The 12,945-nt window shown below is 51.2% G+C and carries 11 protein-coding genes; 7 read left to right on the plus strand and 4 right to left on the minus strand.

Annotation, left to right across the window (positions count from 1 at the left end):
• Positions 1–263: 263 nt before the first annotated feature.
• A complete protein-coding gene (locus tag EG028_RS18200) occupies positions 264–821 on the plus strand; it encodes a class I SAM-dependent methyltransferase (RefSeq protein WP_206614405.1) in 558 nt (185 codons plus the stop codon).
• Positions 822–832: 11 nt separating this feature from the next.
• Here the strand turns inward: EG028_RS18200 and EG028_RS18205 are convergent, their stop codons facing one another.
• On the minus strand, positions 833–1,453 hold the full coding sequence (locus EG028_RS18205) for an RNA polymerase sigma-70 factor (RefSeq protein ID WP_120515763.1): 621 nt from the start codon (positions 1,451–1,453) through the stop codon (positions 833–835).
• Between the two features lie 184 nt (positions 1,454–1,637).
• Here EG028_RS18205 and EG028_RS18210 point away from each other — a divergent pair, with 184 nt between their 5' ends.
• The 3 genes from EG028_RS18210 (at position 1,638) to EG028_RS18220 (ending at position 7,918) form a co-directional block, all read left to right on the plus strand.
• Positions 1,638–2,639, plus strand: coding sequence for a FecR family protein (locus EG028_RS18210; protein WP_120515764.1), 1,002 nt, complete (start codon positions 1,638–1,640; stop codon positions 2,637–2,639).
• A 201-nt stretch (positions 2,640–2,840) separates the two neighbouring features.
• Entirely contained in the window at positions 2,841–6,191 is a 3,351-nt protein-coding gene (locus EG028_RS18215) for a SusC/RagA family TonB-linked outer membrane protein (RefSeq protein WP_120515765.1), read from the plus strand.
• Between the two features lie 26 nt (positions 6,192–6,217).
• Complete coding sequence (locus tag EG028_RS18220) at positions 6,218–7,918, plus strand: RagB/SusD family nutrient uptake outer membrane protein (RefSeq protein WP_120515766.1); 1,701 nt, start codon at positions 6,218–6,220, stop codon at positions 7,916–7,918.
• A gap of 114 nt (positions 7,919–8,032) precedes the next feature.
• On the opposite strand, the gene EG028_RS18225 is transcribed toward EG028_RS18220, so the two are convergent.
• Positions 8,033–8,932, minus strand: coding sequence for a helix-turn-helix domain-containing protein (locus EG028_RS18225; RefSeq protein ID WP_120516015.1), 900 nt, complete (start codon positions 8,930–8,932; stop codon positions 8,033–8,035).
• 258 nt (positions 8,933–9,190) lie between these two features.
• Between EG028_RS18225 and EG028_RS18230 the strand changes: the two genes are divergently transcribed.
• From EG028_RS18230 to EG028_RS18240, 3 genes are all read left to right on the plus strand, one after another.
• Entirely contained in the window at positions 9,191–9,637 is a 447-nt protein-coding gene (locus EG028_RS18230) for a nuclear transport factor 2 family protein (RefSeq protein WP_120515767.1), read from the plus strand.
• 229 nt (positions 9,638–9,866) lie between these two features.
• A complete protein-coding gene (locus EG028_RS18235; RefSeq protein WP_120515768.1) occupies positions 9,867–10,682 on the plus strand; it encodes a class I SAM-dependent methyltransferase in 816 nt (271 codons plus the stop codon).
• 207 nt (positions 10,683–10,889) lie between these two features.
• Positions 10,890–11,822, plus strand: a complete 933-nt coding sequence (locus tag EG028_RS18240) for an alpha/beta fold hydrolase (RefSeq protein ID WP_120515769.1) — start codon at positions 10,890–10,892, stop codon at positions 11,820–11,822.
• A gap of 85 nt (positions 11,823–11,907) precedes the next feature.
• On the opposite strand, the gene EG028_RS18245 is transcribed toward EG028_RS18240, so the two are convergent.
• On the minus strand, positions 11,908–12,609 hold the full coding sequence (locus tag EG028_RS18245; protein WP_120515770.1) for a hypothetical protein: 702 nt from the start codon (positions 12,607–12,609) through the stop codon (positions 11,908–11,910).
• A 34-nt stretch (positions 12,610–12,643) separates the two neighbouring features.
• On the minus strand, positions 12,644–12,919 hold the full coding sequence (locus EG028_RS18250; RefSeq protein WP_120515771.1) for a hypothetical protein: 276 nt from the start codon (positions 12,917–12,919) through the stop codon (positions 12,644–12,646).
• Between the last annotated feature and the right edge of the window lie 26 nt (positions 12,920–12,945).

A 12,945-nucleotide genomic window follows, 5' to 3' on the forward strand; every position in this document is an offset into this window, starting at 1 on the left:
ACTACAAAGGTATCCAGATCATTCTCAGAATCAGTAAAAATGCGGCAACCATTAGTTGTTATTACACTATTTATGGTTGTTTTTCAGCAACTAACGGTTGTATATCAATGCTGTTACAGATCACAAGGCTACCGGATCTTAATTCCCGGAATTATTATACTTTTAAAATCGCCTGAATTGAAGGGTGATTAAATAACGCTTATGGTGAATGAAACCGAAAACCCGGAATTCTGGGAATCCGCTTTTAATGAAAAGCAGGAGATGTGGGGCTTCGAACCGGCAAAGTCCGCCGTATTGACGAAGGACCTTTTGTCGAAAAGTCGGTGAGAACCGTCCTGATCCCCGGAATCGGCTATGGGCGGAATGCGAAGATCTTCAATGACAACGGGATGTCCGTAACGGGGATTGAAATATCAAAAACCGCGATAGACATGGCGGCAAAACATTATGGCACGGACATGCTCATCCACCATGGTTCCGTGACCGATATGCCATTTGATAACAACCATTATGACGGCATATTCTGTTATGCTTTGATCCACCTCCTGGACAGCGGAGAAAGGGAAAAACTGATCCGTGACTGTTACAATCAACTGTCTGAGAACGGTTATATGGTGTTTACAGTGATTTCAAAGGAAGCTCCTACCTATGGTCAGGGCACACTTATCAGCAAGGACCGCTATGAAATGTTCGGAGGGGTCAGGATGTTCTTTTACGACAGGGCATCCATTCATGCGGAGTTTGACCAGGTTGGATTATTTGAGATCGCTGAGCTTACGGAGAATTATCCTTTTTTTCTGATCAAATGCAAAAAGGTTTAAGCTAACCGCTGCTACAGGGTTGCGGAGAGGTAAAGGCCGTCCGCGGCTAATAGCAACAGCAGGGTTACATCGTTCCCCAGGGAAGCGCGCAGGATACGCAACGCCTTGCGCATATGCTGCTCCACCGTATTTACCGAGATATTTAGTTTTTCCGCTACTTCCTTATTGGAGAGTTGCGCCTCGCGGCTCAGCAGGAATACGGTCCTGCATTGGGGCGGCAGCTCTTCTATGCGTGCCTTGAGATAGGTATGGAGTTCTTTCATTTCCAGCTGCAGATTTACTTCCGGCGTATGGAAAAAGGGGGCTTTCCACAGCGCCTGGTCTTTCCGCAGTTGCAACAACTGCTGGCGGTGATAATTTAAAATACGGTTCTTAAGCGCGATAAAAAGATAGTTCTCTGGTATGGTGTCTTCACGGAGGGTTGGCATCTGCCTGTGGAAGGAGAGGAACACGTCCTGCGCCAGTTCTTCCGCGGCGGCGGTATTACCGGTTTTTTTATACGCAATATTCACCAGGCGGATGAAGTGGCGTTCATATATGATATTGAACGCTTTTTCATCTCCCTGCTGCCATAACGCGAATAATTCAGGATCACTATAGTTGGCGTGCCGTGCTATGATGATAAAGTTTATTCAAATTTAACAATATTTCGTACTTTTTTATCGCTTTGCTGAATCGATTCAGCAAAAAATAAAAAACCTGCTTATTAAACAGATTACCAGTTAGTTATAATAAAATCCCTAGGAAAATAAAAAAAATACCCTGAAGGACTAACGGTAAGTACCGGAAATAGTGTTTTTATCTACAGTTATACTTATGGAAGCACACGCTTTATATAAACTTTTAGAAAAATACCGGCAGGGCAGTTGCAGTCCGGAAGAGCTGGAGCTGCTGGAGCGCTGGTATGCGTCGCTGGGCAAAGACCGGCCGGACAGTTTGCTGGAAGAGGGTAGCGAAGCCGCCCGCCTGCTGACTGACAGGAAATTGCAGGAGCTTCGTACCGCCGTCACCCGGGAGTCCCGGGTGCTGCCTTTCCGTAAAAGAGTATTGCGCTGGGCCGCCGTCGTGAGCGGGCTGATTTTGCTGGCCGGAAGCGCCGCATATTATTTCAAACCTGCTTCGCGGCAAAATGAGCTGGTGAGGGATCACCGCATACCGGCCCCGCATAGCAGGCATATCACCCTTCCGGACGGCAGTCTCGCCGTATTGCAGGCGGGCAGCCGCCTCGAATATCCTTCAGCTTTCAGCGGCCGCATCCGCGAGGTTACATTGACTGGTGAAGCTTATTTCGACATCAGGCCGGATGCCGCCAGATCTTTTGTGATCCATAGCGGCAGCCTGCGTACCACGGTACTGGGCACGGCTTTTAATATCAGGGCGTACGAAGGTTCGCCGGAAATAACGGTGTCGGTTACACGGGGAAAAGTAAAGGTGGAAACAGAGCAGGAGGGGAGGTTACTGGCAGTATTAACACCGGACCAGCAGGTGGTGTACAATAATATGGAGGCCACGGCCATCAGGCAGCCCCTGGCTGCGGATTCCGCCATACAGTGGCTGCGGAAAGACATGGTGTTTGAAAACCTTCCTTTCGCCGTAGTGGCACAGGCCATCGGTAACCGTTACCACGTCAATATCCGGTTTGAGAGCGAGGAGCTTGCCAACTGCCCGATCAGGGCCTCGTTCAACGGAACAGAGCCGCTGGAGACCGTTTTGTCTGTAGTCTGCGGCATTCGTAATGCGTCATATACCATAGAAGATGATAACAATGTACTGATAACAGGGAAAGGATGTCAGCAACCAAATAATACTGCTAAGTAAAGAAGAACAGCAACACTATTCGTTAACAAAAACCGCGTTTTACACATGAAATGGGCCGTCGTAATGCCCGTTTAGGCCCCGCTTTGCCTAATCTTTCAAACCTGTAGACATATCCGGAACACGACAATTGTATTGTCACAGGGTGACGTATGCCCGAAAGTCAACCAGGATTATTCTGTAACAACTAAACTGACACTAGTTATGAAAACACACGTAGCTGTGCAAAAACAGCTGAGAGGCTTCCTATTGCCTTTACTGATCTCAACTTTCCTTGTGCTGCCTATGCTCCTTTCCGCATCCGGCAGCGCGCAGGACATGACGACCAAAAAGATCACGTTATCGCTTACCAAAGAATCCCTTCGCAATGCGCTGGTAAAAGTAGAATCGTTATCCGGTTTCCGCATTGCCTACCCACCGGACCAGGTGGCGCGTTTCCGCAGCGTCAGCCTGCCCAAAGGCATACGCACGGTAAAAGAGACGCTGAACCTGTTGCTGCTGAATACGCCTTTACAATTCCGCCAGCAGGAGGATATCATCGTCATTTACCTGCAGGAAGAGAAAGGGGAGGCGGATACCACGGTGACGCCCGCCGCCGCACCCCGCCAGGAAGTGAAGGTGCGCACCATTATCGGCTCCGTAACAGAGACGCGTACCAATATTTCCCTGCCCGGCGTTACCGTGATGGTGAAGGGGACCAACCGCGGCACACAAAGCCAGGGAGACGGTACCTATAGCCTGCAGGTGCCGCCGGGGGCCGCCACACTGGTGTTTAGCTATATCGGCTACACGCCCAAAGAAGTGGAGCTGACCTCTTCCAACCAGCTGCATGTGGCGCTGGATCCCTCGAATACCGGCCTGGACGAGGTGGTGATTGTGGCTTACGGTGAACAGAAAAAACAGACCGTAACAGGATCCATCGCCTCGCTTACCACGAAGGAGCTGCAGCAAAGCCCTGTGTCCAACCTCACCAACGCGCTGGCCGGCCGCCTGCCGGGCCTCATTACCACGCAGCGCAGCGGCGAGCCCGGCGTTGATGCCAGCACGCTGTATATACGTGGTATTGCCACGCTCAACAGCGCCACGCCCATTTTTATGGTGGACGGTGTGGAGCGCAGCATCGATTATGTAGACCCAAACGATATTGAGAGCCTCACCATTCTGAAAGACGCCGCCGCCACGGCCGTACTGGGTATGCGCGGGGCGAACGGCGCGGTGCTGATCACCACCCGCCGTGGTAAATCAGGCGCGCCCAGTGTGAACTTCCGTGCTTCCGCCGGTATGCAGGAAGCCAATAAACTGCCGGAGTACCTGGGCTCGTACGACTATGCCCGGCTCATGAACGAAGCGCTGGTGAACGACGGCGCGCAGCCCGCCTTTACAGACGCGCAGCTGGAGGCCTTTCGCAACGGCTCCGCACCTAATACGGACTACTACAAGTTCATTATGAAATCTTCTCACGTAGGACAGGCGAACCTGAACGTAAGCGGCGGCGGCAACGTGGCGCGTTATTTCATTTCAGCCGGCTACAACATCGCGGAAGGTAATTACCGTCATACCAAATCCAACAAAGAAGGGTACAACGGCAACAATATCATGAAAAGGTATAACCTGCGCGCCAACGTAGATGTGGATATTACCCCCAACCTCTCCGCCCGCCTGGACCTGGCCGGTATCCTGACAGACAGGACAGACGGCAACAATTCCGCCGGTACCATCATGAACCTGGCGAACCGTATGGCGCCTATTTATCCCATTTTTAACGAAGACGGCAGCATGTGGGGCAACGGCACTTTCCAGAGCAATATTTACGGGGAGCTGTCGCAGAAAGGCTACCGGCGCTGGTATAACAATACCACGCAAGGTACTTTTGCCCTCACCCGCAAACTGGATTTCCTGACGAAGAACCTCAGTGCCAAACTTTCATTTTCTTATGACAACACCAATACTCCCAATGCCAGCTATGGCCGAAATTACGCTGTGTTTGAGCCGCTCCGCAATGCGCAGGGTGAAATTACGGGCTACAAACAATTCGGTAACGATACCCGCATAGACCCCAACGGCGGCTTCAGCGGCGGCGGAGCGGTGAGGCAGACATACGTGGAAGCCACCGCCAACTGGAACCGTTCTTTCAAAAAACATAACGCCACCGCCATGCTGCTGTGGAACAGGCGCCTGCTGGAAAACGGCTCCAGCATTCCCAACGCATACCAGTCCCTGCTGTTCCGCGGTACCTACAATTACAACCAGAAGTACCTGCTGGAACTGAGCGCTTCTTACCAGGGCTCTGAAAACTTCCCGAAAGAAAGCCGCTTCGGGTTGTTCCCTTCCATATCCGGCGGCTGGGTACTGTCTGAAGAACATTTTATCAAAGACAATGCGCCTTTCATCCGTTTCCTCAAACTGCGCGCTTCATATGGTGAAGTAGGGAATGACCGCAGCGGCGGCGACCGTTTCCTCTGGTTCACTTCCTGGGGCGGCGCGGACCCCTATTATTTCGGCAGCAACGCGAACCAGGCCAACGGCTGGGGTCAGGGCGCCATCGGTAACCCCGGCGTTACCTGGGAACGCGGCAAACAAATGGACCTGGGCCTCGATCTGCAAATGTGGAACGGCAAACTGGACCTCACACTGGACCTGTTCTCACAGAAAAGAAGGCAGATACTCATTTCCCGCAGTACCCTTTCCGACGTATTCGGCCAGAGCATCAAAGCGCAGAACATCGGCGCGGTAGACAACAAAGGCATAGAGTTTGAAATTTCCCATCGCAACACCATCGGCAAATTCCGCTACCAGATCAAACCCAATTTCACCTACGCGAAAAACGTGATCGTGTACAGTGACGAAGTGACCCGCAGCTATTCCTGGATGAAGAGGACCGGCCATCCCATCGGTACCAAGTTCGGCCTTATTGCCGACGGCTTTTTCACGGACGCGGCGGACATAGCCAACAGCCCCTTCCAGAATTTCTCCGCGTATGGCCCCGGCGATATCAAGTATAAAAAACTCACCGGCAAGGAATACGATTATATACAGGCCAGTTTTGATGAAACCCGCATAGGTTACGCCCGCACACCGGAAATTATGTATGGCGCCACATTGGGCGCCGGCCTGGGAAACTGGGATCTCAGCGTATTATTCCAGGGCGCCGCGCATGCTGATGTGTTGCTGAACAACGAAGCCGTGTACGAATTTTTCCAGAGCGGTAAAGTGAAACCCTTCCACCTGGGCCGCTGGACGCCGGAAACGGCTGCCACAGCCACTTATCCGCGACTGCACAGCAACACCCACGGCAACAACCACCGCGCTTCCTCTTTCTGGATACGCAGCGCCGACTACCTGCGGCTCAAAAACGCGGAAATAGGTTATTCCCTGCCCAAACGCTGGATTGCCCCGCTGAGCCTCTCTTATTTCCGTATTTATTTCAACGGCATGAACCTGTACACCTGGGACCAGCTGGACGATTTCCAGGTAGACCCGGAAATAGGCGACGGCAACGGTGCGATGTATCCGATTCAGCGTATCTGGAACTTCGGGATAGATGTCAAATTTTAACCACTCATCATTTAAGCTGATTCAAGATGAAACGTAATATTCACTTTACTATATTCTTACTTTCGGCGCTCGCCCTGCTGCCGCATTGTAAAAAAGGCTTTCTCGACCGGGCCGCCACCACACAGCAGCAGGACGTAGACATCTTCACCAGTTTCGCTATGACGGACCAGGTGGTGAACAACCTGTACAGCAAAATGCGCGGTACTTATACTTACCTTGGCGGTTACAACATGGGCTCGGCTACGGACGAGGCCAAAGACGCCTCCAACTGGATGGGCTCCATGCGCTTCAACAACGGTTCATGGTCGGGCAACGACAATCCCATCGGCAATACCTGGCGGGACAACTACGTAGCCATTCGCCAGGCGAACACCATTCTGGAGAACGTAGCCAGGTTCAACACGCCGGATGACGCGAACAACCCGGGCACCCTGGAAATCAGGCTGGGAGAAGTGTATTACCTGCGCGCCCATTTCCTGATGGAACTGATGCGCCAGTTCGGCGGCGTGATCATTGTTACTAAATCCATCGAGCAGACGGATGAGGTGGCGCTGAACAAGCCCCGTAGTACGTACGATGAGTGTGTGGCCCAGGTGCTGGCAGACTGCGATGAGGCGTTCAAACGCGTACGTTACACTTATGATCCAAATACGGAAGCGGGCCGTGTTACCAAAGGCGCCTGCCTGGCCCTGAAGGCCCGTATATTATTGTTTTCCGCCAGCCCGCTGTGGGCCAATGCAGGTAAAACCAGCTTCCTGGCGGATATCACCCCCGGCAGCATGCCCTCAGATCCCGCCAAATGGAAAAAAGCGGCGGACGCTGCAAAAGCGGTGATAGACCTGAAAGACGGCGGCAATACGGTATACGGCCTGGAACCTACGCTGGCCGCGCGGCAGGATATGTTCAAGAGTAAAACACTGCAAAGCAGGGAAGTGATCTTTGTGCGCATGCGTGAAGCAAACCAGGACTATGACCGTTATATTTTCCCCAAGGGTTACGGCGGCTGGAGCGGCTGCGCGCCCGCCCAGGAACTGGTGGACGATTATGAAATGAACAACGGCCTGCCCATCGACGACCCGCTTTCCGGCTACGACGATACCCGGCCCTATACCAACCGGGATCCCCGTTTTTATTCGGACATCCTCTACAACGGCGCCAACTGGAAAGGCCGACAGGTGGAAACGTATGCTACCGGCCGTGATAAACAAAGCACGGAGACAGACCATACCCGCACCGGTTATTTCACCCGCAAGCTGGCAGACGAGGCCATTACGCCCGGGCAGAGCGGCAGCCGCTTTATTCACGGGATTAACTACCGCCTTGCGGAAATGTATCTTAGTTATGCGGAAGCACTCAACGAGTGCGAGCCTTCCAATTCCGATGTGCTCACCTATGTAAACCTGATACGTACCCGCGCGGGACAGCAGCCTCTGCCGGCCGGCCTTTCGCAGCAGGAAATGCGTAAACGCATACAGAACGAAAGACGTATAGAATTGTGTTTCGAGAATCACCGTTTCTGGGATGTACGCCGCTGGAAAATAGCGGAAGCCACGCAGAAAGAGCTCTGGGGCATGCGGCCGGTCATTGATAATGCCGCGCCGGGCGGTTTCCGGTACGAACGTTTCAAGGTGGAAGACAGGCTGTGGAGAAGCGCCATGTACGTGATCCCCATCACAACTGACGAAACGCTGAGGAATCCCAACCTGAAGCAGAACGAGGGCTGGTGATGATCAGGCTGTAACAGTTAATCATACAAACAATCAGGAGGCCGGATGGTCCCCTGATTGTTTTTCTACCGCATAGGTCAATTGAATGGTATTGCCGTTTAATGGCTGCTGCCTTTAATTCCGCCCGTTCCTGTATTCATTCGGCGTACTTCCGACCCGTTGTTTGAACAGCCGGCTGAAGTGTTGCGGGTATTTGAATCCCAGCTCGAATGCAATTTCGTTCACGGATTTAGACGGGTCAAATAATTTGGATTTTGCCGTATCAATGAGTTTTGACTGGATGTATTCCTGCGCAGACTTCCCGGTTTCTTTTTTGATAAGGTCCCCGAAATAATTGGTGGAGAGATGCAACTCCTGCGCGCAATAGGCGACGGATGGCAGTCCCAGTTTCTGCGGCATATCGGATTGCAGATAGTTATTCAGCAGTTGTTCAAATTTCTCCAATATGCCCCTGTGTACGGTATCCCGTGTGATGAACTGCCGGTCGTAGAACCGTGTGCAGTAATTGAGAAAAAGTTCAATGTTGGATGCGATCAGCAATTTGCTGTGTTTATCTACCCCATGTTCCAGTTCAAACCTGATCTTATTAAAACAATCGAGCACAATCTGCCGTTCCCGCTCAGACAGGTGAAGCGCTTCATTCACTTCATAACTGAAAAATGAGTAATCACCGATGCGTTGCCCAAGCGGCGTACCGTGCAGCAGGTCCGCATGGAACACCAGCGCATATCCCTGGGGCTGGTAATATTCGCCGTTGTTTTCAACTCCTATCAACTGGCCGGGCGCAAGGAATATCAGTGTGCCTTCCTGGTAGTCGTATAGCTGTTTTCCATATCTTAAATCGCCGCACACCACGTCTTTCAGGAATATGGTGTAGAAGCCGTAGCTCATCCGGGCAAATTTCCTCGGCGCCGCTTTCGACAGGTCTATGACGCTCACGAGCGGATGCAACGTTTCATGGTTGTTGAAGTCGTTGTACTGGCTGATAGCGTCAAATCGCACAATTGCTCCCATATGCAGTGTTTTACTCCCCAAATGTAGGTTATTGCCCTGTTTGACACGCATCTTCAGGGCCGGAACAGTGATTTTGGTAGATATTCCGGTGATCTGTATACGCCCCGGCCCGGAGATAGGCGGACATTTGCACTGAGTTTTACCTGGGGTTTTCAGATTTATCATTTAATAAAAGAATAAGATAATGAAATACAGGGAATTAGGTAAAAGTACACTGGAAGTATCCGCTAATCCTTCACTTAAAATATCAATCCTCTTATGAAGACATTATTTCTCAGCGTCTGCCTGATCATTCTCTATGTACAATTGTCCAGCGCGCAAACCACCGCCCCAGCAGTGACTGAGCAGGAAATAATTACCCTGTCGAAGGAAAAGTGGCGCTGGATGTCGGAGAAAAAAGTGGATACACTGGCGGCCCTATTTCATGAAAAAGCCATGTTCGTCCACATGGGGGGCTCCATGAACAGGGACCAGGAGCTCAACGTTATTAAGTCTGGCGGCATACATTACAAACAGGCGGATATTCATGACGTTTCCGTGCAGTTCATCGGCCAGACAGCCATTCTGCTGAACCGGATCACACTGCTGGCGGTGGTTGGCGGCAACGAGGTGACGAATCCGTTTGTGGTCACGGAAGTGTATATCCGGCAGGGCGATGTGTGGAAGCTGGGCTCCATGTCTTTTACGCGGCTGCTCACGCGGTAGTTCAAGGGATTTGTCATAACCGGCCTTTTAAGTCGTGTAATTGGACGCCGTACCTGCCGGAAATTATCCCATAATCACTACTTTTGCAGATATAACAGGAACCTGATACGGCTCCTGGAAGAAAATATATTTTATAACCCCTGAGATATTGCCCGCCAGGTTAATCCCAAATTAGTCTGCATAAACGCCGGTAGGCCGGGGCAATATTTTTTACGAAAAAAGAATCAGCATGAATCCAAACAAAGCATTGTGGGAAAAGGGCGACTTCACCAAACTCGCTGAAAGTATGAGGGAAAGCGGTACCGCGCTTGTTTCCCGGTTAGGTGTTACTGAAGGTCTTAAAGTACTGGACCTCGGTTGTGGTGACGGTACCACGGCCATTCCTGCCGCCAAACTCGGAGCGGACGTTTTAGGTGTGGACATTGCAAGCAATCTCGTGGAAGCGGGAACCCAACGCGCAAAAGCTGAAGGGCTTTCCAACATTGAGTTTCGTGAAGGCGATGCCGTTGATCTACATGAGCTCGATGACCAGCGTTTTGACCTGGTAGTCAGCATCTTTGGCGCCATGTTCGCACCCAAACCCCAGGATGTGGCCAAAGAGATGGTACGTGTTACCCGCCCCGGCGGTAAAATTGTAATGGGGAACTGGATACCGGGAGATCCCACCCTGGTAGCCCAGATACTGAAGATCAGCTCCGCGTATACACCGCCGCCGCCGGAGGGTTTCATCAGCCCTATGTTGTGGGGGGTAGAAAGCCATGTCATAGAACGTTTTGCCAACGCCGGTGTGGCAAAAGAAGACATCTCCTTTGAGAAGGAAACTTTTAATTTTAGCATCAACAGCACACCCTCGGAATTTGTGGACAGGTTCAAAAACTACTATGGCCCTACCATGAATGCATTCGAGGCCGCCGAAAAAAACGGCAAGGCCATGGAATTGCAGCAGGAGCTGGAAACCTTGTTTAACAGTCAGAATAAAAGCGGGACCAGCGATACCACGCTTATTCCTGCCACCTTCCTGAAGGTGACAGTGACACGCAGGTAGTGGCAATACTACCCGGTTCTTAACAAACTCATCATCGTCAATCAAACAGGATAAAGAAGGTGTGGGCAACCGCGCCTTTTTTCATTTATACCGCGGAACAGAAGGGGGTTTGATGCGTACTGTCGTTTTTAACCCTGTGATTGTCGCATACAGCCTGTACCTGGCATGTGATTGTTACCGAGATTTGTATTGTAAAAAAAGCACGATATGAAAAAGCATATTATAATCGGTCTTTCAGTTGTTATTGCAGTGGTGGCATCCTGCCAGCCACGTACGAAGGAAGCGCAAAACGTTTCGGCGGAACAAAAGGAAACGGCCGTAAGCCAGGATATAAAGCCGGCTGAAAGCGGCTACGCGGACGTAAACGGGCTGAAAATGTACTATGAGGTATATGGCCAGGGTAAGCCTATCGTACTGCTGCATGGGTCGTTTATGACTATCCCCTTGAACTGGTCGCACATCATACCGCTGCTGGCTAAAGACCGGAAAGTGATAGTAGCGGAAATGCAAGGGCACGGCCGCACAAAGGATATCGCCCGGGAATTTAGCTACGAAGGCATGGCGGACGATGTATCCGGGCTGCTCAGGCACCTCAAGACAGACAGCGCGGACATATTGGGATATAGCATGGGAGGCGGTATCGCCTTCCAGGTTGCAGTACGTCATCCTGAGCAGGTCCGCAGGCTCATCGTATTGTCCGGCACTTATGCGCACGACGGGTGGTGGCCGAATGTAGAAGCCAGTTTTGCTACATTCACGCCGGATATGTTTAAAGGCACGCCTATAGAAAAACAATACGACAGTCTCGGAAACGATCCGGCACATTTCCCGGAATTTTTGAAGAAGGTGATGAGCATCGATCTGAAGTCGTATGACTGGTCCAAAGACGTCAAAAAGATACAGGCCCCGATCTTCATGGCCATTGGTGATGCGGACGGCGTACGGTATGAGCATGCACTGGAACTGTTCCGTGCCAAAGGCGGCGGGAAAATGGGGGACTTACACGGGCTGCCCGCATCCCGCCTTGCCATATTACCGGGAACCACGCATATAGGGATGATGCAGCGGACGGATCTGCTGATACCCATGATCACCGATTTCCTGGATTCAGACCTGAATACAGCTCCGCCTACTTTTTAAAAACCTTGTTACCATACAACACAAAGCCGCACAGAACTTATTATCTGTGCGGCTTTTTTAAATTAATCCGGAAGACTATTATCGCCTAAGCTGAAAGATGCGGGTATTGTTCATAAAACTTCTTTTTGAAATACCTGCCCATCAGGCCGAATTTCCCCTGAAGGTCGCCCATGCCCTGTACTTTCATAATACCTTCCCCGTAAAGGGCCGATTCAGGCGGGCGGCGTACTTCGCCGTAGTAGATCACGTCGGTGTTATTACCTTCAATGTCCATGCTCATTTTCAAGGGTTTCTGTCCCATAACGGACGAAAGGCGGGTTACTTTTTCGGCATTGGTTATGGCGGCGGTTTTGGCGCTGAGTAGGCGGAAACGGTCAAAGATGAGGTGTTCTTTGGCTTCGCCCTCTTCGAAGAACAGATAATGCAGGTTGTCACCGCTCAGTACCAGGTAAGCCGCATTGTCGGCCTCATGATAACGCGCTTTTACGCCCACCATGGCCCAGGCGGCGGTTTTGGCGGCTGTGGCGGCGGCGGATTTCATTTTGTTGCCCACCGTGGTGATGTAGGCGCATTGAGTAAAGGCATCCACCGGCGCGCCCTGCATTTGTTCTTTAAGTGCCAGGAAATGACTTCTCATGAGCTCGTCCTGTATGTGCGGGGCCTGGGCCAGGGCATCGTCCCCGGCATATTTTTGCCGGGTGGCTTTGTATTTTTTCATGTAAAAGACCATGAACACGCCATAGGCCACAGCGACGAGAATGATAATGGTGATAACAGTAGATGACATGCTGAAATGCTTGAGGTGGTTAATAATACAGAGGTTATACCTTTTTCGATTCAACGATCTTGTCTTTGTTTCCTTCATCATCTTTATCGACAATGAGGAAAAAACAACCGGCGATACCGATAACGGCGGTGATAACTGCCGCGATAATCTTACCAAAAATGCCGGTCATGACTGAAGCGATGAGAATGACAATGCGGAACTGCCTGCCCTGGAGGTGGTCGATATTATACATGGTGTATGCCAGGTAGCCGCATACGGCAAGGAAGATCAGCGCTTCACCTATTTTTAGTATAGAACGCGTTACCGTCATAGTTTTTCATATGGTTTTAGTTACGG

Origin of the sequence: Chitinophaga barathri (assembly GCF_003807585.1) — a bacterium.
Taxonomy (GTDB): Bacteria; Bacteroidota; Bacteroidia; order Chitinophagales; family Chitinophagaceae; genus Chitinophaga; species Chitinophaga barathri.